Genomic DNA, 23253 nt, shown 5'->3' with positions numbered 1-23253 from the left:
GGGCGCCGGACTCCGGCCTACGGAGCCGTCCCCACCAGCGTCCGTTCACGCCGCCGGGCCCCTCGGCCGCGGGCCGCCCCGCCGTCACCGCGGTGCGGACGGCGGCCCCGCCGGGTGGGCCAGAGCAGCACGTACCCGGCCGAGACCACCACGAACGCGAGCCGGACGAGGCCGCGCGCCGCGTCCGACGGGATCAGCAGCGTGCCCCCGTACAGCGCTGCCAGGGCGATCCAGCTCCACCAGGGCACCAGCCGCTTCTGTCCGACCGCGTCCCAGAGCAGGGTGCCGAGCAGGATCGAGGCGGTGTAGTAGGTGTAGACGCTGGGGTCGAGCAGGATCCGGGCGTCCGCCCCCAGCAGCACCACGGCCGGCCAGCGGCCGCGCCAGACGGCGATGGTACCCAGCCCCAGGCCCAGCGCGAACTGGGTGGGCCGGTCCCACCACGGGGTGGCCGGGTCGGTGACCCCGAACCAGCGCAGCGCCGAGGCCGGCTGGTTGGGGATGGTGAACTTGGCGGCGGCCACCGTGTCCAGATTGCCCAGGTAGAACGGCAGCCAGGCGACGGCCACGAGACCGGCGAACCAGAGCGCGGTCCGCAGCCAGGCCGGCCGCGGCAGGGCGAGGACCAGCGGGGCGAAGGCCAGCGCCCACGGCTTGGAGTCCACCGCCAGCGCCAGGTAGACCGCCACCTGGACGGCCCTGCCGCGGCTCAGCGCGTGCGCGGCGAGCGTGGTGAAGAAGAGCGCCAGCACGTCGTCGAGGTGCGCGAAGCGGACCGAGACCTCCACCCACATCGGGATGAACGCCAGACCGGCTATCAGCAGCCGCTGCTGGAGCCGGCGGTGGTTGGTACCGGTGCCGAGGTAGTACCAGGCGGCGGTGCGGCCCACCAGGACCAGCATCACCAGGCCCAGCCCGGACATCGCGGCCTCGGCCAGCACCTGGCCGGTGTGCGCGGCGAACGGGTCGAAGAGCCGGGCCACGGCCAGGCTGACCGGGCCGATCTGCAGCTCGGGGTGGTGGGCGTAGAGCGAGAGCCCGCCGTCGGCCTGACCGCTGAAGAGCAGTTCCTCGCCCTGGCGCAGGTAGTGCCAGGAGAAGCCGCCGCTGGGCTCGACCAGCAGGAACCAGAGCACCGTCCAGGCGACCAGCAGGACGTGGTGTCTGCGGAGCGGCAGGCCCGCGATCCGCCCGGTGGCGGCCTCGTAGTCGGTCCTGACCCGTGCCGAACGTGCTCCCCGCACCCCTGTACCTCTCCGCGCCGCTCCGCCCCCCTCCGGCCGGTCATCCTATGCGACCCACCGGAAGCGGAAACGCCCCTCGGGTGTCCGGCGGACGGACACCCGAGGGGCGCTTGAGCAGTTCGCCCGGGCCCTGCCCGGTCAGACCAGCCCGGTCAGCCCAGCCCGGTCAGAGCAGCCCGGTCAGAGCAGCCCGGTCAGCCCTGCGAGGCGGACTTGCGGCGGCGCAGCACCACGAGGGTGCCGGCACCGGCCGCGAGGACGGCACCGCCGGCGATCGCGATGGCGGTGGTGTCGTCGCCGCCACCGGTCTGGGCCAGCGCCTTGTCCGCGTTGTCGGCGGCGGCCTTGGCCTTGGTGACGGCGGCCGGGGTGAGCTTCGGCGCGGTCACGGCCGGAACCGCCACGGGGAAGTCGATCGGCTGCTGCACGTCGCTGCTGCTCGCGGCCGGGGCCGGGGCGGAGCTGGTGGCGGCCTCGGTCGGCGTGGTGGTGGCCGACGGCGAGGCGGTGGCGGTCGACGTGGCCGTCGCCGACGGCGAGGCGGTGGCGGTGGTGGTCGCGGACGGCGAGGCGGTCGCGGTCGTCGTCGCGGACGCCGACGCGGTGGTGGTCGCGGTCGCGGTGGCCGTCGCGGAGGCCGTCGCGGAGGGCGAGGCGGTGGCGGTCGCGGACGGCGAGTGGGTGGCCGTCGGGCTCGGCTTGCCGGTGGTCGGCTTCGCCGTGGTGGGCTTGCCGGTCGGGCTCGGCTTGGTGCCACCGGCCTTGATGGTGAAGCCGGCGCCGCGGATGCCGTCGCAGCTGAAGTGCCCCTCGCCGACCGGCTCGTGGGTCTTGTCGTCGAGCTGGGCGGAGAACACCACCGGGACCACGCCGGCCTTGCCGAGCGGGGCGTCCTTGGTGAAGGAGACCCGGACCTTGATGGTGAGGTTCTTGCCCTGGTTGACGACCTGGAGGGCGTCGTCGGCGACGTTCCCGTCCTGGCCCACGCCGCCGAGCAGGGTGAGCACCGCGTCGTCGTCGGAGTCCCCGCCGCCGGGGGCGACCGAGCCGGGCAGCCACTGGCCGCCGGGCAGCTGGTACTCGACCTTGAGGTCGCCCGCCTCCAGGCTGCCCTCGCGGTTCTTGAACTTGAGCAGCGGGATGAGGGCGAAGTCGTGCTTGGTCGAGTTGTCGATCTTGAACGTGAACTCGCGGGCGTCACCACCCGCGATGAAGGTGTCCGGCACACCGTGCACGGACAGGTCGACGCTCTGGTGCCCGGCCTTGTCGGCCTGCGGCACGGCCGCGGCGGACGGGGAGCCGGTGGTTCCGACGGCGGCGGCACCCTGGGCACCGGCCAGCACCATCGAGGACGCGAGCGCGGCGGCGCCGGCGAGGGCAAGACTGCGACGTATGGACATGGGCAAGGAAGACCTCACGAGAGTGTCCGGGCGCGGCCCGGGGGCGCGGCAGGGTGGGCTGTCCGAACAGCGGTCCCCCCGCGAAGCTGAAAGTCCGACGGAGACTACCGAAGGACCGACCCGCCCCGGAAGGCGGGTGCCACGCTTCGTACACGCCTCCGGCCTCACCCTGTCCGATGGGCCCAACTCCGTCACCTGACATGGCTTCTGCACCGCCCTGTGGAATGACCCCAGCGTGACCGGTACACGCCCGGAGGGGCCGTCCCGAACGGCCGCCGGGCCGGGCGCGCGGCTCAGCCGGCGAAGAACGACTCGGCGGCGACCAGCGCCTGCTCGTCCTTCAGCACGTCCCCCGGGCGGGTGCCGTTGCCGAGCAGCGCGCCGCCCCAGCGCATGCCCATGTAGTCCGCGCAGAGCCGCAGGGTGCCGATCAGCGGGTCGGCCTTGTCGGGCTCGGTCGCGAGGGCGGTGACGGACCAGACGGTGCCGCCGGCCATCCGGGCACGGAAGTCCGCGCCGGGCACCCGCAGCCAGGCCGACCAGTGGTCGAGGTAGAGCTTGGCGTTGGTCGGCAGCGAGTACCAGTACAGCGGCGCGACGAAGACGAGGTCGGTCGCGGCCAGCGTGGCGTCCAGCAGGGTGCGCTCGTGCCCCGCCGGCTCGCGGAAGCCGCCGTCGCCGGTGTGCCGGCGGTCCTCGAACGGCGGCAGCGGGTGGTCGCTCAGCCGCAGCCAGCGCTGCTCCGCGCCGGCCGGCAGGCTCGCCTCGGCGGCGAGCCGGGCGAGCTGCTCGGAGTTGCCGCCCGCCCGCGAGCCCGCGACCAGGAAGAGGAAGCTGCGCGGCACCTCGGCAGCGGCGTGCTGCTCGGACATCGGGACCCCCGTGGCTGTGTCGGCCGGCAAAGGGTTCGAGTCTACGACCCGGCCGGCGGCACCTGCCGGTCGGTGTACAGGTGCAGCAGTTCCCCGAGCGTCGGGTCCCGGCGCAGGCCCTGGTCGGTCAGGCCGAGCCGGGCGGCGACCCCGCGGGAGCCGGCGTTGTGGCTGTGGATCCAGGCCGCCACCGGCACCTCCGGCGCGTGCCGGTGGGCGGCGTCGATCGCGGCCCGGGACAGCTCGGTGGCGTAGCCACGGCCCCAGTGCGCCGGGTCCAGCCGGTAGTAGAGGTTCCAGAAACCGGAGTCGGGCTGGAAGGCGACGCCGCCGACGCCGACCACCGTGCCGTCGGCGGGCAGCCGGGCCGTCCAGTAGCCGAGTCCGCCCGACTCCCAGCGCCCGACGGCCCGTTCGATCCAGGCCCGGGTGGTCTCCTCGTCCCGGTGCCGGCCCTCGGGCACGTGGCTCCAGGTCCGGGGGTCGGTGTTGATCCGGAACAGCGCGGCGAGGTCGTCGGCGCAGACCGCGCGCAGCTCCAGCCGGCCGGTGCGGACCAGCCACGGCTCCTCGGAGCGGGGTTCGTGTGTGAGCGTCACGCCGCGATCGTAGGCAGCCGGTACGGCGGCGGGCACCGGGGTTTCGCACCGGGTCCGGGCGCGGGGTCCTGGCGCGGGGTCCTGGCGCCGGGTTGTCGCCCCGGGTCCTGGCACCGGCTTCGCACCGGCTCTTCGCACCGGGTCTTCGCCTTGTGGCCGATGAGGTCCGCTACTCCGGGAGCCCGGCCCGGCGGCGGGCGACGGCCGCGACGGCGGCCCAGTCCTTCTCGCCGTCCCCGTGCGCGAGCGCGTCGAGGAAGGCGTCCCGCAGGATGCTGCCGAAGGGCAGCGGTACGTGGGCGTCGGCACCCGCGGTGAGCGCGAGGTTGACGTCCTTGAGGCCGAGCGGCAGCCGGAAGCCGGCCGGTTCGTAGCGGCGCTCGGCGACCATCGCGCCGTAGCCGGAGTAGACCGGGCCGGGGAAGAGCGTGCCGCTGAGCATCTCGATCAGGTCGGCCGGCCGGACGCCGTTGGCCTCGGCCAGGCTGCACGCCTCGGCCATCGACTCGATCGCGCAGGCCAGCAGGAAGTTGGCGCTGATCTTGGCGGTGTTGGCCTGCGGCGGGCGCTCGCCGAAGTACCACGTCCGCCGGCCCATCGCGGCGAGCAGCGGCTCCGCGGCGGCGAGCGCCGCGGTGCTCCCGGCGGCCAGGACGTTGAGCTCGCCGGCCGCCGCCACCGGGGGCCGGCCGAGCACGGGTGCGGCGACGTAGCCGAGGCCGTGCTCGGCGTGCAGGGCCGCGGCGCGCTCGGCGAGCGCCACCGAGACCGTGGCCATGTTGACGTGGACGGACGCCGCGGCGCCGGCCAGCAGGGCCGGGTCGAGCAGCAGCCGCTCGACCGCCTCGTCGTTGGCGAGCATGGAGACCACCGCCTCGGCGGCGAAGGCGTCTGCCGGACCGTCGGCGGCCTCCGCGCCCTGGGCCACCAGCGCGGCCACCGGCCCGGGCGAACGGTTCCAGACCCGGACCACGTGGCCGGCCCGCAGCAGGCTGGCGGCCATGCCCTGCCCCATCGCGCCGAGCCCCACGAACCCGACCGTCATCCCGGACATCGCACACTCCCGTCATCGCCACGGCGCCCTGCCGCCTGTCGCCTGCCGCCTGCCGCCCGTCGCCCGTCGCCCGTCGCCCGTCGCCCGTCGCCCGTCCACGATCCGGCGCGCCCGACTGTACGTCAGGCCGGCCCGGCGCCGGGGTTCATGCGCGCCCGGGCGGGACGCACCGCCCGCTCAGGCGACCGCCCGCGCCGGCAGCACGGAGACCGGGGACAGGCCCGCCTCCAGCTCGGCGATCACCCGGTGGCGCAGCAGCTCGTACTGGGCCTGGAGCCGGCCGGGGCGCTGCGGTCGGGCGACCGGCCGGCCAGGGCCGACCCGCTCGTCCGGGCCGAACTGCTCGCGGGTGAGGTCGATCTCGACGCCGGTGGCGAACCTGTTCCACCAGTGGAGGTCCGTCCGGACCCCGCCGACGTGCACCTCGCCCATCATCAGCTCGCCGCCCAGCAGGTCGTGCAGCACCATCGCCGTCACCCCGCACTGGCCGCGGGCGGGATTGTCGGGACGCCAGTGGGCCAAGTCCTCGGGCGCACAGGTGTCGACACCCCAGGAGGAGCGGATCGCACGTTCGATGTCGTTGAGGGTCCACGCCGTCATACCGGGAAGCCTGCCACGGGCCACTGACAGCGGCACCCGGCTTTTCAGTCGGCCACCCCCTGTTCTGCGCCGACTTTCTCGATCTTCACCCGTACGAGCAGTTCGCCCGGCACGCCGTTGCGGGCCCCGTACTGCTCGGCACGGTGCTCGCCCATGTACCGGGCGGCGATCCGGGTGGCCCAGCTGCGCACCTCGGCCAGGTCGTCGCTGAGCCGGGCGGTGCCCTGGACCAGGACGCGGGCGAACGGGGGCCGCTCGTCGTCCACGCAGATCATCACCCGGCCGTCGCGGGCCAGGGTCCGGCCCTTGACGGTGTCGGCGCCGGTGTTGAAGAGGATCTCGTCGCCCTCCAGCAGGAACCAGACCGGCGCGACGTGCGGGCGGCCGTCGGCCCGGGTGGTGGCGATCTTGGCGGTTCGGGTGCCGGCGGAGAGGAAGGCGCGCCACTCGGCCTCGGTCATGTGTGCCATGCGGACATCCTGACCGCTCCGGTACGACGCCGCACCGGTTTCCGGGCGGGGTCCCGTGTACTCGGGGTCCCACGTACGCGGGGTTCCCCACTCGGGTTCCCCACTCGGGGTCCCCGCTACGGGGAGCTCCCGGTACCCGGGTGGCGGGCGAGGGGCGCAGGCGGGCGACGACGCGGTGGCCGGTGCGCCGGGACGGTCGGGGGCCCGCCCCGGCGCACCGCCGGCTGCTCACCGGCCTCGCACCGGCCACCCGCGCCGCCCGCGCCGCCCGCGCCGCCCGCCGTAGCCCGCCGTAGCCCGCTGCTACTTGGCGAGCTCGGCCACGCCCGCCTGGGCGAACTGCTCGTCGAGGTCGCCGCTGGGCGCGCCCGCGACACCGATCGCCGCGATCGGCGCGCCCTTGGCCTGGACGGGGGCGCCGCCGGCCAGGAACAGCGTGCCGGGGATGTCCTTGAGGTTCGGCGCCTGGGCGAGGCGCTTGGCCAGCTCGGAGGTCGGCGCGTTCCAGGAGACGGCCGTGAACGCCTTGCGCTCGGCGGACTCCGGCGACTGCGGGCCGGCCCCGTCGCCCTTGAGCAGCACCCGGGTGACGCCGTCGCGGTCCACCACGGCGACGGAGACGTGCTGGCCGGCCTTGGTGGCCGCGTTCAGGGCGGCCTCGGCGGCCTTGGTGGCGGCCTCGATGGTCAGACCGGTGGTCTGGGTGAGGTTCTTGTCCTGGGTGTCGGCCTTCACCGCGGTGGCGGCGGCCGGGGCCTCGGTGGTCTCGGCGCTGGCCGAGACGGCGCCGACGGTGGCGGCCGCCAGCGCGGCGGCGGCGACGGTACCGGTCAGCACGCGGGTGCGCACGGAGGTCTTCTTCATGGTCCAGCTCCTCGTCGGATCGCTCGGGGGGCCACGGCCGGAACCAGGGGACCGGATCGGGCTCGGCGGCTTCGGTACCGATCCTCCGGCCGCGGACCCCCTCCCCACATCGACGGTCCGGCCGCCGCCCGCGCGCATGATGGATGACGGACCCGTCAACCGATCGGCTGATGCGCGCCCCGCCCGGACGGGTCACCATCGAGGGATCGGCGCAGGTCAGCCCGGTCCGTACGCGGCCCGGGGAGGTCCCGGCCGACCCTGGGGCGGTCCCGGGCGGGGAAGGTCCCGCCGGCCCTGGGAAGGTCCCGCCGGCCCTGGGGAGGTCCCCGGCCGGCCCGGGTGGCGCGGCAACCGCCGCGTTCGGAAGCGGAGTGAGGAGCGAGCACGTGGAGCAGCCCGAGCCCGCCGCCGCGCCCGGAGCCGCCGCCGGTGATCCGGACGCCGGCCGGCTGGCCGTCCTGCTCGACTCCGCCTTCCTGCTGCTGCTCGCCACCTCGCTCGGCCGCTACCTCGGCCACCACCCCGGCAGCCCGCGCATCCCCTGGGTGATCGGCCTCGGCCTCGCCCTGGCCGTCGCCCAGCCGGCCGGCTCCTGGCTGGCGCACCGCCACCCGCCCGCCCCGGGGCAGCGCCGCCGGCTCTGGCCGCTGGCGCTGGTGGTGGCGCTCTGGGCGGTGCTGGTGCTGCTGGCGCCGAGCTTCGCCTGGTGCGCCGTCCCGCTCGTCTACACGGCCCTGCGCACCCTGCCCGCCCGGGCGGCGATCCCGCTGGTCGCCGCGCTCACGCTGCTGGTGGTGGTCGGCGAGGTCCGGCTGGGCGGTGTGGACGCCAACCTGATCCTGCTGCCGCCCGCCGTGGCCGCGCTGGCCACCGGCGTCTTCCTCTTCATGGAGCGGCAGGCCGAGCGGCAGCGCGCGCTGATCCGCGACCTGCGCCGCACCCGGCGCGAACTCGCCGCCACCGAGCGGCGGGAGGGCACCCTGGCCGAGCGCGAGCGGCTGGCCATGGAGATCCACGACACCCTGGCACAGGGCCTCTCCAGCCAGCAGATGCTGCTCCAGGCCGCCGACCGCACCTGGGACGCCGACCCGGTGACGGCCCGCACCCACGTCCGGACCGCCGCCGAGGTGGCGGCCCGCAACCTCGCCGAGGCCCGCCGCTTCGTCCACGACCTCGCGCCCGCCGAACTCGCCGACGGCCGCACGCTGGACCAGGCGCTGCGCGCGCTCGCCGAGCGGGAGTCCGCCGAGAGCGGCCTGCCGGTCCGCTTCCACCTGGACGGCGCCGCGGTGCCGCTGCCGGCCGCCGCCCAGTCCGCGCTGCTGCGGATCGCCCAGGGCGCGCTGGCCAACGTCCGTGAGCACGCGGGCGCCTCGGCCGCCGCGCTGACCCTCTCCTTCCTCGGCGACCAGGCCGTCCTGGACATCGCCGACAACGGCCGGGGCTTCCGGGCCGACGGGCCGGCCGGCGGTGCCCGGGCCGTCGCCCGGCCCGACAGCGGGCGCGGCCACGGACTTCCCGCGATGCGGGCCCGGCTGCGCCAGCTCGGTGGCACCCTGACCGTCGAGAGCACACCCGGCGAGGGCACCGTCGTCTCGGCCGCCATCCCGCTGGAGCCCCGACGAGCACCCCTGGAGCCCCGATGAACGAGCGAACGACCGGGAGGCGGCCATGAGTACCGCCCCCGCGACACCGCCGGTCCGCCTGCTGGTCTGCGACGACCACGCCGTGGTCCGGGCCGGCCTGCTGGCACTGCTGGCCAGCGCCGGGGACATCGAGGTGGTCGGCGAGGCGAGCGACGGGGAGGAGGCGGTCGCGCTGGCGGCCCGCCTCGCGCCGCAGGTCGTGCTGATGGACCTCCAGCTCGGCGAGGGCATCGACGGTGTGGAGGCCACCCGCCGGATCACCGCCGCGCCCGGCGCCCCGCACGTCCTCGTCCTGACCACGTACGACACCGACGCCGACATCACCCGGGCGATCGGCGCGGGCGCCACCGGCTACCTGCTGAAGGCGGAGCGGCCGGAGGAGCTGTTCGCCGCGGTGCACGCGGCGGCGCGCGGCCGTACCGTCCTCTCCCCGCCGGTCGCCTCCCGGGTGATGGCCCAGATGCGGGCCCCGGCGCCGCAGCTCACCGAGCGGGAGCAGGAGATCCTGGCCCAGCTGGCGCAGGGCCTGGGCAACCGGGAGATCGCCCGCGCGCTGTTCATCAGCGAGGCGACAGTGAAGACCCATCTGGGCCGGATCTACGACAAGTTGGGCGTGGACACCCGGGCCGGAGCGGTGGCCGTGGCCAAGGAGCGCCGGCTGCTGCGCTGAGCCCGCGCACTCTCCTGCGCGCCGACCCGAACGAGCGATCGGAATGTCGGATTCCGGTCACTCGAACGAGTGCGGGCGGATGCGCCGCGACACACCCCCGGTGCACTGTCGAGGCCTCCCGACGGGCCGGTGACGGCCGGTCAGACGGCTGCGCCCCGACCCGGATCCCCGGCCCGCAGATGTGGATGTTTCGTGGATCCCGATATTGACAAACCAACCACTCGGTTTGTTAGCGTGGAGATCAACGACGCCTCCGCCGACAGGGGGCTCGCCGAGGCCTGTGCGGACGACCCTCGCCGGAGGGTGGAGCCAGGGGGGACGGCGAGAGGCCGGGGAGTCGGGGGGAGCGACGCGCGTCGAAGCCGTGCGACGAGGCGGTGCGGAGCGTGTCTGGGGGGACTCGCTCCGCGCCTCCCCTATCCCACCCCGCACCGTCGCCCCGCCTCACCCCATGGCACTCCAGAACGGGCAGCACACCTCCGGCAGCCGGGTCGAGCAGCCCGAGGATCCCGGCACTTCGACCCCGCCGTCCGCCCACGGTTCCGAGCGGGCCACCCCCGGCGACAGCGCCGTCAGCCGGGCCTCGCCCAGTTCGCCGAACTCCAGCGCGAGCCGGTAGCCGTCCGGCGTGGTCGCGGCGAGGCCGGGCCGCTCGCGCCCGGCGTTCACCGAGGTGACGGTCCATCCGCGCCGCCGCCACCGCGTCTCGACCATGCCCGGCAGCGCCGCCCGGCGGGCCGCCGAGACGATGGTGACGATGTCCCGGCTACGGCCGACGTACCAGTGCACGGCCGCGTCGTCCGGGCCGGACCCGGGCACCGGAAGCCGCGCGCCCGCCCGGGCGGCCCCGTGCCGCCAGGTGAGCTGCGGCCGGACGGCGTCCAGCGAGTCCTGCAGCAGGAGTTCGCAGCGCACGGCCGCCGCCGCCTGGTCCACCGCCCCGGCGTGCGCGGACGGGGCGGACGACGGGGCGACCGCCGCCGGCCGCGGCTCGGCGGGAGTCTCGACGTTCACTTCGGTACCACCTGGCTGCACCGGGACCTCCGCCTTCTCCCGGGGTTCAACCCGGGACGGGATTTCGTTCCTCCGCACTCCCCTGGACGGCCGCCGCGCCGCGTCAGTTCCACGGCCGGCGCACCGGCCGCACAGCACGCCCCCCAGGCGTAAACTGCACCGAGTAGTGCAATCTTCAGCGAAGGAGAGACCGCCCGATGACCCCTGGGACCTCAGCGACCTCCGGAGCGCCCGCGCCGGCCACGGGCTCGCGCCGGATGCCCGAGAAGCGGCAGGCCATCGCCCGCGCCGCGAGCACGGTGTTCGGCCGCGAGGGCTACACCCGGGCCAGCGTGGACGCGATCGCCGCCGAGGCCGGCGTGTCCAAGCGCACCATTTACAACCACTTCGGCGACAAGGAGAAGCTGTTCCTCTCCGTCGCCCTGGAGACCGCCGGCGAGCTGACCGAGATCATCGCCGGCCTGGCCGACCGGCACCTGCACAAGATCGTCGACCTGGAGGCCGACCTCACCGCCTTCGCCCTCGACCGCGCCCGCGCCGTCCTCGGAGCGGGCGACCACTACGCACTCGGCCGGACGATCCGCGCCGAGGCCGGCAACATCCCGGCCGAGGTCCTGAACGCCTGGCTGGACGCCGGCCCGCTCGCCTCCCAGCGTGACCTCGCCGCGCACTTCGGCCGCCTCGCCGACCAGGGGCTGCTGCACGTCGAGGACACCGAGCTGGCCGCCACCCAGTTCACCCTGCTGACGTTCAGCGGCGCCGCCGACGCCACCTTCTACGGCGCGATCCACCTCCCCGAGGCCGAGCTGACGGCCGGCGTCACCGCCGGCATCCGGGCGTTCCTGCGCCTCTACGGCTGACGCGGCGCCACCGTCACGGCGAGGGCCGGTCCCACCCCGGGGCCGGCCCTCGCCCCACTCCCAGCCTTCGAGGTCGCGCAGCCGGGGCGAGGCCACTCCTCACATTGCACTGCACGGTGTAGTTGAATCCATCGCCTACACCGTGTAGTTTACTTTTTGCCAGCGCAGCACCCCGCCCGCCGAAGGGACCACCCGCCATGCCCAGCGTCACCGTCGACACCGCCCGCATCCCCTACCGCATCGTGGGCGACGGCCCCGAGACCCTGATCCTCGTCCACGGCACCGGCCCCGGCTCCGCCATGTGGGACCAGCTGCTGGACGCCTTCACCGACCGCTACACCCTGCTCCTCCCCGACCTGTCGGGCAGCGAGGCCGCCGAGGACGACGGCGCCGAGCTGACCATCGACACCCTCGCCGCCCAGGTCAACGCCGTCATCGAGGACGCCGGCCGCGGCCCCGTCCACATGGTCGGCTTCTCGCTCGGCGCCGTCGTCGCCACCGCCGCCGCGGCCCGACGCCCCGAGCAGGTGCGCTGCCTGGTCGCCACCGCGGGCTGGATCAACGCGGACGACGAGTACGTGCGCAACATGATGACCGTCTGGCTCGCCCTCGCCGGCGACGCCGCCGCCTTCGGCCGCTACGCCACCCTGACCGCCTTCAGCCGCGGCTTCCTCAACCGGATCGGCCGCGAGGGCGTCGAGGCCAGCGCCGGCTTCATGCAGCCGACCCCCGGCACACTGCGGCACATCGCACTCGACCTCCACCTCGACATCACCACCCTGCTCCCCCTCGTCCAGGCCCCGACCCTGGTGATCGGCTGCGCCCAGGACGCCACCATTCCGGTGGAGAACGCACGCCGCCTGCACGCGGCCATCGCCGGCAGCGAGTACGCCGAGTTCGACACCGGCCACGTCGTGATCGCCGAGCAGCCGGAGGCCTTCACCAAGACCGTCCGCGACTTCCTCGCCGCCGCCTGACCCGCCGCGGACCGGTGCGCCGTACAGGCCGGGGATCCGTACGGCCCGGGCGCCGTACGGCCCGGCCCCGCGACCCGGCCCCGCGACCCTGAATCATGTGACCTGCGTCACATTCACCGCCCCCGTCGTCACACTCCTGCCGTCCGATCCGCTCATAGGGTGTCGCCGCCGCACGCCACCCCTCGCAGACAGGAGGCAGCCCGATGAAACTCACCATCCTCGCCGCCACCGGCGGTATCGGACGGCAGCTCCTCGACCAGGCCCTCGCCGCCGGCCACGACGTCACCGCCGTGGTCCGCAACCCGGCCGGGCTGTCCGACACCGCCGGCCACGCCCCGGCCCCACAGACCGTCCGGGTCGTCCAGGCCGACCTGGCCTCCGCCGAACCGGCCGCCCTGCGCACCGCGATCACCGGTGCGGACGCCGTCCTCTCGACCCTCGGCCCCCGCTCCGGCGCCGAGGCCGGGGTCGCCTGGCGCGGCACCCGGTCGGTGGCCGCCGCGATGCGCGAGGTCGGCGTCCGGCGCCTGATCGTGGTCAGCGCGGCCCCGATCGGCGCCGTCCCCTCCCCCGCCCGCCCGCGACCGCCCCGGCACGACCCGGGCGACGGGTTCTTCATGCGCCACCTCGCCGCGCCGCTCACCCGGGCCGCGCTGCGCCGGCACTACGCCGACCTGGCCCACATGGAGGACGTGGTCCGCGACAGCGGACTCGACTGGACGATCGTCCGCCCGCCCCGCCTCACCGACAAGCCGGTCACCCGCGACTACCGGACGGCGTACGGGCGCAACGTGCGCCGCGGCCTCTCGGTCGCCCGCGCCGACGTCGCCCACTGCATGCTCGCCCTGCTGGAGCGGCCGGAGTCGGTCCACCGGACCGTCGGCGTCGCCACCTGACGCCCGCGCCGCCATGGCCGACCTATCGTCACATGTCAGACAGAGTCCAGCCCGTCACGACCGGACGGCCCCGACGACCGATTGCGACGGCGCCCGATGAACGAAATCGACTCCCTGGCCCGGCAGTTCGAGCAGCAGCGCCCCCGGCTCCGGGCGGTGGCCTACCGGATGCTCGGCTCACTGAGCGAGGCCGAGGACGCCGTCCAGGAGGCCTGGTTCCGGCTCAGCCGCGCCGACGCGTCCCGGGTCGACAACCTGGCCGGCTGGCTGACCACCGTCGTCGGCCGGGTCTGCCTGGACCAGCTCCGCTCCCGCGCCGCCCGGCGCGAGGAGCCGCTGGACACCCATGTGCCCGACCCGGTGATCGGCCGCCTCGACGCCGCCGACCCCGAGCAGGCCGCGCTGCTGGCCGACTCGCTCGGGCTGGCCATGATGGTCGTCCTGGACACCCTGCCGCCGGCCGAACGGCTCGCCTTCGTGCTGCACGACATGTTCGCCGTGCCCTTCGACGACCTCGCCCCGATCGTGGACCGCACCCCCACCGCCACCCGGCAGCTGGCCAGCCGCGCCCGCCGCCGGGTCCGGGGCGCGGCCACCCCGGAGAGCGACCTCACCCGCCAGCGCGTCGTCGTGGACGCCTTCCTCGCCGCCTCCCGCACCGGCGACTTCGAGGCCCTGGTCACCCTGCTCGACCCGGACGTCACCCTCCGCGCCGACGTCGGCGCCACCCGCTTCGGCACCCTGCCCCGCCTCGTCCACGGCGCCCCGGCCGTCGCCCAGCAGGCCCTGCTCTTCCGCGGCCTCGCCCCGCTCGCCCGCCCGGTCCTGATCAACGGCACCCTCGGCCTGGCCACGGCCCCCGACGGCAGGCTGTTCTCCGTCCTGTCGCTCACCGCCGTCAACGGCCTGATCACCGAGATCAACCTCCTCGCCGACCCCGACCGGCTCCGGACCCTCCCCCTCCCACCGCTCTGAGCGGCCACCCCGAACCGCCGCTCCGAACCGCCGCTCCCTCCGGCCGCTCCCACCGCCGCCCGCCCCACCGCGGAGCACACCGCCTCCCGGCCGGCAAGGCCGGCGGCAGAACGTCCGATTATCGATCCCCCGGGGAACAGGACTTGACCATTCGTCAGTTCCGATAGGGAGGAGGTGCGGGCGCATCCGAACGACCCGCACCAGTCCGGCGACCGCCCGACCGGCCGACGGACCGGCCCGCCCGGCCCGACTGCCGAATGATCAGGAGACACCCGTGCGCATACTCTTCACCGGCCCGCCCGCGGCCGGCCACCTCTTCCCGATGATCCCGACCGCCCAGGCCCTGCGGGCCGCCGGGCACGAGGTCCTCTTCGCCGGATCGAGGCCCCTGGAACCGCTCCGGGCGGCGGGCTTCCCGATCATCGAGATCGGCGACGGCCGCAGCATCCGGGAGACCATCGAGCAGTCCACCGGCGAGAAGATCCGCTACGTCGCGCTTGACCTGACCCAGGATCAGATCCTCGACAGGGCCGCCAAGGGCTTCGCCCTCGCCTCCCGCTCCACCGTCGACGGCCTGCTGGCCGCGGCCGGCGACTGGGGCGCCGACCTGGTGGTCCACGACTCCTTCCAGGCTGCCGCCCCGCTGGTCGCCACCAAGCTCGAGATCCCCTCGGTGATCCAGAACTTCGGCGTGGCCTCGGGCCTCGGCATGGCCGTGCGGATCGCCGCCAACTTCACCGAGGCCTACGAGACACACGGTCTGGCAGGCCCCGCCAAGGCCACCCCGGTGAACGTCGTCCCCGCCTCGCTCGGCGGCGACCCGGACGGCCTTCGGATGCGCTACCTGCCCTTCAACGGCGGCGGTGTGGTCCCCGCGGACCTGCTCCGCCGCGGCACCCGCCCGCGCGTCGCCGTCACCCTGGGCACCATCCTCACCGAAATGGACGGCGTCCGCGCGATCGTCCGCCTCATCGAGGCCGCCGCCTCGGTGGACGCCGAGTTCCTGCTGGCCGTCGGCGACGCCGACCTCGCCCCGCTCGGCACCCTGCCGGACAACGTCCGCCCGCTCCCCTGGGTCCCGCTCGCCGAACTGCTGACCACCTCCGACGCGCTGATCCACCACGGCGGCTCCGGCACCATGCTCACCGCCCTCCAGGCCGGCCTGCCCCAACTCGTGCTCCCCCAGGGCGCCGACCACTTCATCAACGCCGACGCCCTCACCGCCGCCGGCGCCGCCCTGCGCTCCGCCTCCCCCGACGTCGACACCCCGCTCCTCGACCGTCTCCTCACCGACCCGGGCCTCCGCGAGGGAGCCGCCCGACTCCGGGCCGAGAACGCGGCCCTGCCCTCCCCCGCCGCCCTCGTCCCCGCCCTCGAAGCCCTCGCCGCCGGCACCCACTGACCCCGGCACCCCCGAGCCGCCGGAGTCGCAGGTCAGCGGACCTGCGACTCCGGCGGTCGGGCTGCCCCGGGTGTCAGCCCCACCGGCCCCCGAGTGCTCGCACCTCGTCGGCGTAGAGCTCGGTGGGGTCGAATCCCATGCCGGTGAAGTGTCCGGCGAGTTCGAGCGAGAGGACGCCGTGCAGGCGGGTCCAGAAGGCGAGTGCCCGGCCGAGCGCCGATGACGGGGCCGGGTGCTCTCCGGCCCAGGCGCGGTGCTCGGCGAGGTGGGTGTCGAGCGGGCGCGGCGTGGCGGGCGGTTGCACGGCGGCGCAGGCGTCGAGGAGGTGCGCCATGATCTCGGCGGCGATGCGCGTGGTGTCCTCGGGTGCCCGGTACCCGGGCACGGGGGTGCCGTAGACGAGGAAGTACCGCTGGGGGTCGTCCAGAGCCCACCGGCGCAGCGCGTCCGCCAGGCCGCCGAGGTCGGTGCCGGCCTCGGCGCGGGCGGCGAAGGTGTCGGCCAGGCTGCGGTAGGCGTCCCTGACGAGCGCGGTGATCAGCTCGTCGCGGTTGGCGAAGTACCGATAGAGGGCCGGCCCGCTCATGCCCATCTGCTTGGCGATGGCGTTGAGGGACAACGCCGAGGCCCCGGCGGTGGCGATCTGCCCCCAAGCGTGCCGCTTGATCTCCTCCTGCACCTGTACCCGGTAGCGCTCCCTCGGTGTCCTCGTACCCGATTCGCCCATGACCCGCCTTCTTCTCTCCAGCCGTTGCTAGTTAGAGGTTATCACCATCGCTCTTGACTCTTGCGTTCAGATAGAGCTATAACTTCTAACGAACGCGAAAGCATCTACGAGAAAGAGGCGATCATGAGCACCCAACGTCGTATCGAGGTCGTCCTGCCGGGCATCGTCGCGCCGGAGGGCCTGGAGATCCGCGAGAGCGCCGTTCCGGAGGCGGGCCGGGGGCAGATCGTGGTCGCCATGGAGGCGACCGGCGTCTCGTTCGCCGAGCAGCAGATGCGCCGCGGGCGGTACTACGACCAGCCGGCCTTCCCGTTCGTGCCCGGCTACGACCTGGTCGGCCGGGTGCTGGCAACCGGCGCGGGTGTCGACCCGGCCCTGGCCGGGCAGCGGGTGGCCGCACTGGTGAAGGTCGGCGGGTGGGCCAGCCACGTCGTCCTCGACGCCGACGACGCGGTCCGAGTCCCGGAGGGCCTCACGGCGGCGGAGGCCGAGACCGTCGTGGTCAACGGCATCACGGCCTGGCAGATGCTGCACCGCAAGGCCCGGGTGCGCACCGGACAGACCGTCCTGGTGCACGGCGCCGGCGGCGGCGTCGGCTCGGTCCTGGTCCAACTCGCCCGCGCGGCGGGCGTGAAGGTGATCGGCACGGCCTCCCCCCGGCACCACGACGCCCTGCGGGAACTGGGCGTCGTCCCGGTCGACTACCGCGCCGGCGACGTGCCCACCCAGGTCCGCGAACTGGCACCCGGCGGGGTGAACGCCGTCTTCGACCACGTCGGCGGCCGGAGCGTCGTCGACTCCTGGCACCTGCTCGCCCCCGGCGGCACCCTCATCTCCTACGGCAGCGCCTCCACCCGCGACGACACCGGCTCCAAGCAGTGGCCCGTCCTGAAGATCCTCGCCCGCACCTGGCTCTGGAACACCCTGCCCAACGGGCGCCGTGCCCACTTCTACAACATCTGGGCCGGTCGGCCGCTGAACAAGGACCGCTTCCGGGCCCGGCTGCGCGCCGACCTCACCGAGGTCTTCGCCGCCGTCCGCCGCGGCGAGGTCACCGCCCGCATCGCCGCCCAACTGCCGCTCGCCGAGGCCGCCGAAGCCCTGCGCCTGGCCGAGTCGGGCACCGTCTCCGGCAAGGTCGTCCTGACCCCCTGACCCCCGACGCGCACCCGCCCCACGCACCCGCCTCTCGACCCGCCCCCACCCGAAGGAGTCCCACCGTGAAGTCCACCCCGCGCCGCACCCTGACCGCACTGATCGGCGCCACGGCCGTCTGCGCCGTACTCGGCACCACCGCCGCGGCCGCGCAGCCCACCGGGCAGCACCTCCCGAAGGCCGTCGCCGGATGGGCCGGCGCATGGAACGGTGCCGACCCCCAGGCGCTCGGCGCCCTGTTCACCGCGGACGGCACCTACACCGACCAGGGCCTGGGCGTCACCTTCCACGGCCGCCAGGAGATCGCGGGGTGGAAGGCCCGCACCGACAGCCTCATCGACGACGTCCACGTCACGGTGAAGGCCACCCACCAGGACGGTTCCCACATCACCGTCGAAGCCGTCTACTCCGGCCACCTCAAGGGTGCGCCCAAGCCGTTCGCCGTGCCGATGGCCACCCTCCTCGACCTCGGCGAGCACCACCGGATCGCTTCCGACCAGGACTACTACAGCCTCAACTCCGTCCTCGCCCAGTCCGGCCTGCCCGCCGACTGGACCCCGCCCACCCACTGAGCCGACGCACCGACCACCCACCGGTTCGGCACCCGCGCGAGGGCCGGCCGGGGCTTTCGCCCGCTGGAACGGAGGCTTCGACCGGGACAACGTCCGCATCGACTTCGACCGCCGACAAGTCGCCTGCCCCCAGGGGCGGGTGAGCCATGCACGGAAGTTCGGAACAGACGCGCCTGACCAATAGGGTCCGCGGGGGGCACGGAGCCTGGAACGGCTCCACCAACGCAAAAGGCCCGGGTCGGGGATCATGCCCCTGACCTGGGCCTTTACTGCTGGAGCGGGCGACGAGAATCGAACTCGCGCTATAAGCTTGGGAAGCTCATGTTCTACCATTAAACTACGCCCGCCTGATGAGCCGTCAGAGACCGCTCGATCCGCCATCACTGTACCCCATCCGTGACGCCGGTTGCACAGGTGGCAGGAGGTCGTGGCGGAGGCGGCCCGGGGCGGGGCGGAGGCGTACTGTGTGGGCCGCGTGAGAGTGCTCCGGCGGGGTGGGTTTCGGGGCGGCGAGCCGTGGTGTGGAATGTCCGGAACTTCCCCTAATGTGACGCTGTCCCGGGGGCCCCGGCCCGTCCGGGGCGCGATGAGTACGGGTGAGTACTGGGGTAAGGATGGGAAGGGGACCGATGGAGCAGCGCGCCGTCGTTCGTTGTGCCGAGGGGCACCTGTTCAGCACCACCACGTTCCCGATGCAGAACCTCGGGCCCGGTCGGCTGGGGCCCGGCCGGTTGATCCGTTGTCCGCAGTGCGGACGGCTGCGGAGTTCGGTGCTGGCCGACGTGCAGGAGCTGTCCGCTCCGCAACTGGCCCGGGCGATGCGGCTGGAGGCCGCGGAGTTCCTGGCCTGACCGAGGCGGAAGCGGCGCGGAAGCGCGGCGGGAGTGACGGGTGCGGCCCCGGGCGATTCGTCCGGGGCCGTGTCGTGCACGTAACCTCGAAGCGTGCTGCTCTCTGACAAGGACATCCGGACCGAAATCGACAAGGGCCGGGTCGTGATCGACCCGTTCGACCCTGCGATGATCCAGCCCTCCAGTATCGATGTGCGACTGGACCGCTTCTTCCGGGTCTTCGAGAACCACCGTTACCCGCACATCGACCCCTCCGAGGAGCAGCCGGACCTCACCCGGCTGGTCGAGCCGGAGGGCGACGACGCGTTCATCCTGCACCCGGGTGAGTTCGTGCTGGCGTCGACGTACGAGGTCATCACGCTGCCCGAGGACGTCGCCTCGCGACTGGAGGGCAAGTCCAGCCTGGGCCGGCTCGGCCTGCTGACGCACTCCACGGCCGGCTTCATCGACCCCGGCTTCAGCGGGCACGTCACGCTGGAGCTGTCGAACGTCGCGACGCTGCCGATCAAGCTCTTCCCGGGGATGAAGATCGGGCAGCTCTGCCTGTTCCGGCTCTCATCGCCGTCCGAGCACCCGTACGGCTCCGCGCGCTACGGCTCTCGTTACCAGGGCCAGCGCGGCCCGACGCCGTCCCGCTCGTTCCTGAACTTCCACCGTACGAAGATCTGATCCGGGGGTCCGAGAAGGATCCCGGGAGGATCCGGGACGAGGACCACGGAGAGCGCACGCACAGCGGGCGGCCACCCCGGACGACGGGGGGTGGCCGCCCGCGGTGTTACGGGCCCGGCTCAGGGCTACCAGGGCTGCTCAGGGCTGCTCAGAGCCCGCTCAGGGCCCGCTCAGCCGCGCTTGGGGCGGGTGACGGCGACCAGCTCGCTGCCGTCCTCGGAGAGGCGCAGCTCGGTGCGGAGCTCGGCCAGCTCGCCGAGGTGGTGCAGGTGGGTGCCGCCGCAGAAGATCTGCGCGGGGCCCTCGGGCAGCTCGCAGTGCCACTGGCGGCGGGCGGTCAGCTCGGGACCGGGGACGTCGATGCGGACGGCGGCGTCCGCGGCGACCCAGGCGGCCAGCTGCCGGTTGACGGCCTCGGTGAGGGCGGGCAGGGCCTCGGCGAGGGCCGGGAAGTCCTCGGTCGCCTCGGTGGTGAAGCCCTTCTTGCGCAGCGACTTGCCGAGCCGGTAGGTGTCGGTGCTCGCCTCGGTGTCCATCACGGAGGTGGCCATCGCGAGGCTGTCGAAGTCCGGGTGACCGAAGGCGTCGGCGCGGCCCGGGTCCTTGCGCCAGCGCGGGGCCAGCGCGGCGTTCAGGGCGAGGGCGAGCAGGTGGCACCCGCTGTGCGAGGCGCAGAGGGCGGCGCGGCGCTCGGCGTCGACGGCGAGCACCGCGACCTTGCCGGCCAGGTCGCCCGGGTCTCCGTCGACCACGTGAAGGACCAGCCAGGACCACTCCTCGTCGCCTCGGCGGACCGGGATGCCGGCGCCGACCAGCGGCGCGCCGCCGTCCGGGCCGACCGCGCCGGTCAGGCAGTCGACGACGGCGAGCTCGGAGCCGTCGACGGTGAGGGTGCCGAGGTCGGCGGGCTGGTCGGGCCAGGTGTGGTCGAGCGGGTGGAACGGGGTCGCCTCGGTGACGACCGCGTACCGTCCGCCGTCCAGCGGGTGCACCGCGAGCACCGGGGACTCGCCGGTCACCGCCCCGGCCGGGAAGCTGACGTGGGTGGTGGGGAGGGTCATTCCTGGCTCCGTGCGCGTGAGGGTGGTGGGAAGCGGAACGGGCCCCGCAGGCGGGGCCCGTCGTCCATTCTCTCCCGGCACGGCGCCGCGCGGGCAGCGCCCGGCCCCCGGCCGACGGGCTCAGCCCAGGGTCGGCAGCTTGATCAGTACCAGCAGCGCCAGGAGCTGCAGCGCGGCCGCGCCGGCCGCCTTGCCCCAGGGCAGGTCGTGCAGCCGGCGGACCATGGTGGTCAGCAGCACGGCGCAGAGCACCCAGGTCGCCCAGCCGACGACCTGGACCACCATGTTGTCGGAGGGCAGCACCAGGGCCAGCAGCAGCCGGGGCGCGTCCGTCGTCCAGCCGATCAGCACGGCCAGGCCGACCGTCGACTTCCACGGGCCGTCCCCGCCGAACTGGCGGGCCAGTGCGTACGTCACCGCCCCGAGCGTGGCGCCGGCCAGGGTGAAGCCGATCGCGGCCACGAGCATGGCGGTGAGTGCGACGGTGAAGGTCGAGTTGACCACGTCGTCGTGGGTCAGGCCGATGCCGAGCACGGCCATCGCGCCGTACAGCAGCGAGACGGTGAGCGCGGGGAGCCAGACCTGGTGGTCGCGGGTGCGGTCGAAGGTCGCGGTCGGGTTGCGGAAGAGGCCGACCAGCAGCTCGCGCCAGGTCGGGCGCGGGCCGGAGACGTGCGGGGCGGACTGGCCGCCGGCCCGGTAGACGCCCACGTTGTCCTGGGCGTAGCCCTGCTCCTGGCCGTAGCCCTGGTCCTGGCCGTACGCCTGGTCCTGGCCGTAGCCGTGGGGCCCGCCCTGGTCGTAGGCGCCGTCCGGATAGGGCTGCCCGTACTCCTGCGGGTACCCCTGCCCCTGGTACGGGTACGGCTCGCCCGCGTACGGGTCGCCGCCGGTCGGGAACGCCCGGGTGTGGCCGGGCTGGTCGGCGGCGTACGGGTCGTACCCGCCCTGGCCGCCGTGGGCCTGACCGCCCCCGTGCCCCTGGCCGCCGTGGGCCTGGGCGCCGTGTCCCTGGCCGCCCCCCGGCGCCCCCCGGTGCGGGGCGGTGAAGTACTCCGGCCCGTCCACCTGCCCGTACCCCCCGGGCGCCCCCGCCGAGGGCGGAGGAGCCGACCACCCGCCGTGGGGGTCGGCGCCCTGACCGCTGTCGTATCGATTACCAGCCACGTTCCGAAGGTACCCGTCCGGCTGACCCCGCGTCGGCCGTGCACCCGGGCCGGGGCACGTTTGCAGCGAGCCTGTGACGGCCGGGCGGCCCGCTCGCACTCAGCGCTGCGCGGACACCTTGGGCGCGTGCACCGCCGCGGCGGCCGTGGTCCCCGCCGGGCAGCCGCCCGGGCCGGCCGAGGTGCGGACGGCGCCGACCGGCAGCAGCGTGCCGCAGGCGATCCGGACGCCGCTCGGCAGCTCGTTGTCGGCCTCGACGATCGCGCCGTCGCCGATCACCGCGCCGTCCAGCGCCGTCCGGTCGCCGATGGAGGCGTACGCGCCCACGATCGAGTCCTTGACCAGGCTGTCCGGGCCGATCACCGCGCCGGGCAGGATGACGCTGCCCTCGACGATCGCGCCGGCGTCGACCACCGCGCCCTCGGCGACGACGCTGCCGCCGCTCAGCACCGCGCTCGGGTGGACGGTCGCGCCGGGCAGCAGCAGGGCGTCGCCGGTCGGGCCGGGGACGGCCGGGGAGTCGACCTTGCCGAGCACCAGGTCGGCCGAGCCGCGGACGAAGGCGGCCGGGGTGCCGAGGTCCAGCCAGTACGAGGTGTCCACGACGCCGCGCAGCAGGGCACCGGTGGCCAGCAGCTCGGGGAAGGTCTCGCGCTCGACGGAGACCTCCCGGCCGGCCGGGATGCGGTCGATCACGGACCGGGTGAAGACGTAGCAGCCGGCGTTGATCTGGTCGGTGACGATCTGCTCCGGCGTCTCCGGCTTCTCCAGGAACTCCAGCACCCGGCCGTTCTCGTCGGTCGGGACCAGCCCGAACGCGCGCGGGTCCTCGACCCGGGTGAGGTGCAGGGTGACGTCGGCCCCGGCGGCCACGTGGCCGTCGCGCAGGGCGGCGATGTCGACGCCGGACAGGATGTCGCCGTTGAAGACCAGGACCGGCTCGTCGGGGCCGCAGGTGAGCCCCGAGGCGGCGTTGCGGATGGCGCCGCCGGTGCCGAGCGGCTCGCGCTCGGTCAGGTAGACGAGCTCGATGCCGTACGGGGTGCCGTCCTGGAAGTGGTCCTCGAAGACCTCGGCCAGGTAGGAGGTGGCCAGCACCACGCGGGTCACCCCGGCGGCAGCCGCGCGGGCCAGCTGGTGCGCGATGAACGGGACGCCTGCCACGGGCAGCATGGGCTTCGGGGTGTGGGTGGTCAGCGGACGCAGTCGCGTGCCCTTACCACCGACCAGCATGATCGCCTCGGTCATGGTCTGCGCTGTTCCCCTTGTGGTCTCTGCGGCCCGGCCCGGCGGGCCGATACCTCCGTCGGTGGTCTGGACGCCCGTCCGGTGGGCCGGAACGGGTCGACCGGCGCAGGGCCGGTCAGGCGCCTACTGTATTTCCTTCCAACCGGGATGCCTCCCGGTGGTCCGGCGGTTGGCGCCCCGGCCGGACCGGTCCGGCCTGCGACGCAGGGCGGAAAGCCGGGCGAGGGCCCGGTGAAACCCGGTGGAATGCCCGCCGCCGG

At 74.5% G+C, this 23253-nt stretch carries 23 protein-coding genes, 1 tRNA gene and 1 pseudogene; 11 read left to right on the top strand and 14 right to left on the bottom strand.

Annotated features, from left to right (window positions below; all coding sequences use genetic code 11):
- Positions 1 to 17: 17 nt before the first annotated feature.
- The 8 genes from ACZ5WK_RS19590 to ACZ5WK_RS19555 all read right to left on the bottom strand — a co-directional run bounded on the left by ACZ5WK_RS19590 (position 18) and on the right by ACZ5WK_RS19555 (position 7103).
- Positions 18 to 1244, bottom strand: a complete 1227-nt coding sequence (locus ACZ5WK_RS19590) for a hypothetical protein (protein ID WP_465548640.1) — start codon at positions 1242 to 1244, stop codon at positions 18 to 20.
- 194 nt (positions 1245 to 1438) lie between these two features.
- Positions 1439 to 2644, bottom strand: coding sequence for an LPXTG cell wall anchor domain-containing protein (locus tag ACZ5WK_RS19585; protein ID WP_465548639.1), 1206 nt, complete (start codon positions 2642 to 2644; stop codon positions 1439 to 1441).
- A 293-nt stretch (positions 2645 to 2937) separates the two neighbouring features.
- A complete protein-coding gene (locus tag ACZ5WK_RS19580; RefSeq protein ID WP_465548702.1) occupies positions 2938 to 3489 on the bottom strand; it encodes a flavodoxin family protein in 552 nt (183 codons plus the stop codon).
- A gap of 68 nt (positions 3490 to 3557) precedes the next feature.
- Positions 3558 to 4115 carry a GNAT family N-acetyltransferase gene (locus ACZ5WK_RS19575; protein ID WP_465548638.1) on the bottom strand — a complete coding sequence of 186 codons (558 nt, stop codon included), beginning with the start codon at positions 4113 to 4115 and terminating at the stop codon, positions 3558 to 3560.
- Positions 4116 to 4284: 169 nt separating this feature from the next.
- Positions 4285 to 5169, bottom strand: coding sequence for an NAD(P)-dependent oxidoreductase (locus ACZ5WK_RS19570; protein WP_465548637.1), 885 nt, complete (start codon positions 5167 to 5169; stop codon positions 4285 to 4287).
- 177 nt (positions 5170 to 5346) lie between these two features.
- Positions 5347 to 5769 carry a YunG family protein gene (locus tag ACZ5WK_RS19565; RefSeq protein ID WP_465548636.1) on the bottom strand — a complete coding sequence of 141 codons (423 nt, stop codon included), beginning with the start codon at positions 5767 to 5769 and terminating at the stop codon, positions 5347 to 5349.
- 44 nt (positions 5770 to 5813) lie between these two features.
- Entirely contained in the window at positions 5814 to 6230 is a 417-nt protein-coding gene (locus ACZ5WK_RS19560) for a PPOX class F420-dependent oxidoreductase (protein ID WP_396324130.1), read from the bottom strand.
- Between the two features lie 312 nt (positions 6231 to 6542).
- On the bottom strand, positions 6543 to 7103 hold the full coding sequence (locus ACZ5WK_RS19555; RefSeq protein WP_465548635.1) for a GlcG/HbpS family heme-binding protein: 561 nt from the start codon (positions 7101 to 7103) through the stop codon (positions 6543 to 6545).
- A 386-nt stretch (positions 7104 to 7489) separates the two neighbouring features.
- On the opposite strand from ACZ5WK_RS19555, the gene ACZ5WK_RS19550 reads away from it, so the two are divergent.
- Complete coding sequence (locus ACZ5WK_RS19550) at positions 7490 to 8749, top strand: sensor histidine kinase (protein WP_465548634.1); 1260 nt, start codon at positions 7490 to 7492, stop codon at positions 8747 to 8749.
- Between the two features lie 25 nt (positions 8750 to 8774).
- Complete coding sequence (locus ACZ5WK_RS19545) at positions 8775 to 9419, top strand: response regulator (RefSeq protein ID WP_396324121.1); 645 nt, start codon at positions 8775 to 8777, stop codon at positions 9417 to 9419.
- 444 nt (positions 9420 to 9863) lie between these two features.
- Here the strand turns inward: ACZ5WK_RS19545 and ACZ5WK_RS19540 are convergent, their stop codons facing one another.
- Positions 9864 to 10433, bottom strand: coding sequence for a hypothetical protein (locus tag ACZ5WK_RS19540; RefSeq protein ID WP_465548633.1), 570 nt, complete (start codon positions 10431 to 10433; stop codon positions 9864 to 9866).
- A gap of 197 nt (positions 10434 to 10630) precedes the next feature.
- On the opposite strand from ACZ5WK_RS19540, the gene ACZ5WK_RS19535 reads away from it, so the two are divergent.
- The 5 genes from ACZ5WK_RS19535 to ACZ5WK_RS19515 all read left to right on the top strand — a co-directional run bounded on the left by ACZ5WK_RS19535 (position 10631) and on the right by ACZ5WK_RS19515 (position 15543).
- The gene (locus ACZ5WK_RS19535; protein WP_465548632.1) at positions 10631 to 11293 is read left to right on the top strand and encodes a TetR/AcrR family transcriptional regulator; all 663 of its coding nucleotides are present in this window, start codon (positions 10631 to 10633) and stop codon (positions 11291 to 11293) included.
- Positions 11294 to 11490: 197 nt separating this feature from the next.
- Positions 11491 to 12270 (top strand): alpha/beta fold hydrolase, encoded by a 780-nt coding sequence (locus ACZ5WK_RS19530; protein WP_465548631.1) that lies wholly within the window; start codon positions 11491 to 11493, stop codon positions 12268 to 12270.
- Between the two features lie 203 nt (positions 12271 to 12473).
- Positions 12474 to 13166 (top strand): NAD(P)-dependent oxidoreductase, encoded by a 693-nt coding sequence (locus tag ACZ5WK_RS19525; protein WP_465548630.1) that lies wholly within the window; start codon positions 12474 to 12476, stop codon positions 13164 to 13166.
- Between the two features lie 96 nt (positions 13167 to 13262).
- Positions 13263 to 14141 carry an RNA polymerase sigma factor SigJ gene (sigJ, locus tag ACZ5WK_RS19520; RefSeq protein WP_465548629.1) on the top strand — a complete coding sequence of 293 codons (879 nt, stop codon included), beginning with the start codon at positions 13263 to 13265 and terminating at the stop codon, positions 14139 to 14141.
- A 274-nt stretch (positions 14142 to 14415) separates the two neighbouring features.
- Positions 14416 to 15543 carry a glycosyltransferase gene (locus tag ACZ5WK_RS19515; RefSeq protein WP_465548628.1) on the top strand — a complete coding sequence of 376 codons (1128 nt, stop codon included), beginning with the start codon at positions 14416 to 14418 and terminating at the stop codon, positions 15541 to 15543.
- A gap of 73 nt (positions 15544 to 15616) precedes the next feature.
- Here the strand turns inward: ACZ5WK_RS19515 and ACZ5WK_RS19510 are convergent, their stop codons facing one another.
- On the bottom strand, positions 15617 to 16270 hold the full coding sequence (locus tag ACZ5WK_RS19510; RefSeq protein ID WP_465548627.1) for a TetR/AcrR family transcriptional regulator: 654 nt from the start codon (positions 16268 to 16270) through the stop codon (positions 15617 to 15619).
- Between the two features lie 123 nt (positions 16271 to 16393).
- On the opposite strand from ACZ5WK_RS19510, the gene ACZ5WK_RS19505 reads away from it, so the two are divergent.
- Together ACZ5WK_RS19505 and ACZ5WK_RS19500 are read left to right on the top strand one after the other, a co-directional pair.
- A complete protein-coding gene (locus tag ACZ5WK_RS19505) occupies positions 16394 to 17425 on the top strand; it encodes a medium chain dehydrogenase/reductase family protein (RefSeq protein WP_465548626.1) in 1032 nt (343 codons plus the stop codon).
- A 65-nt stretch (positions 17426 to 17490) separates the two neighbouring features.
- A complete protein-coding gene (locus ACZ5WK_RS19500; protein ID WP_465548625.1) occupies positions 17491 to 17997 on the top strand; it encodes a nuclear transport factor 2 family protein in 507 nt (168 codons plus the stop codon).
- A 273-nt stretch (positions 17998 to 18270) separates the two neighbouring features.
- Here the strand turns inward: ACZ5WK_RS19500 and ACZ5WK_RS19495 are convergent.
- A tRNA-Gly gene (locus ACZ5WK_RS19495) sits at positions 18271 to 18344 on the bottom strand.
- A gap of 282 nt (positions 18345 to 18626) precedes the next feature.
- Here ACZ5WK_RS19495 and ACZ5WK_RS19490 point away from each other — a divergent pair.
- Together ACZ5WK_RS19490 and dcd are read left to right on the top strand one after the other, a co-directional pair.
- Positions 18627 to 18848 carry a hypothetical protein gene (locus ACZ5WK_RS19490; RefSeq protein WP_153461495.1) on the top strand — a complete coding sequence of 74 codons (222 nt, stop codon included), beginning with the start codon at positions 18627 to 18629 and terminating at the stop codon, positions 18846 to 18848.
- Between the two features lie 93 nt (positions 18849 to 18941).
- Entirely contained in the window at positions 18942 to 19517 is a 576-nt protein-coding gene (gene dcd / locus ACZ5WK_RS19485) for a dCTP deaminase (protein WP_396324261.1), read from the top strand.
- A 170-nt stretch (positions 19518 to 19687) separates the two neighbouring features.
- Here the strand turns inward: dcd and ACZ5WK_RS19480 are convergent, their stop codons facing one another.
- The 3 genes and pseudogenes from ACZ5WK_RS19480 to manB all read right to left on the bottom strand — a co-directional run.
- Positions 19688 to 20578: an alanyl-tRNA editing protein gene (locus ACZ5WK_RS19480; RefSeq protein ID WP_465548624.1), complete on the bottom strand. Its 891-nt coding sequence runs from the start codon at positions 20576 to 20578 to the stop codon at positions 19688 to 19690.
- Positions 20579 to 20698: 120 nt separating this feature from the next.
- The gene (locus ACZ5WK_RS19475; RefSeq protein ID WP_465548623.1) at positions 20699 to 21745 is read right to left on the bottom strand and encodes a Yip1 family protein; all 1047 of its coding nucleotides are present in this window, start codon (positions 21743 to 21745) and stop codon (positions 20699 to 20701) included.
- 174 nt (positions 21746 to 21919) lie between these two features.
- Positions 21920 to 22993: pseudogene (gene manB / locus ACZ5WK_RS19470) on the bottom strand (mannose-1-phosphate guanylyltransferase); the annotation flags it as partial.
- Between the last annotated feature and the right edge of the window lie 260 nt (positions 22994 to 23253).

It is taken from the genome of Kitasatospora sp. NPDC032757 (assembly GCF_055579305.1).
Note: the sequence above shows the minus strand (reverse complement) of the source record. Positions and strands in the feature narration are given on the sequence as shown.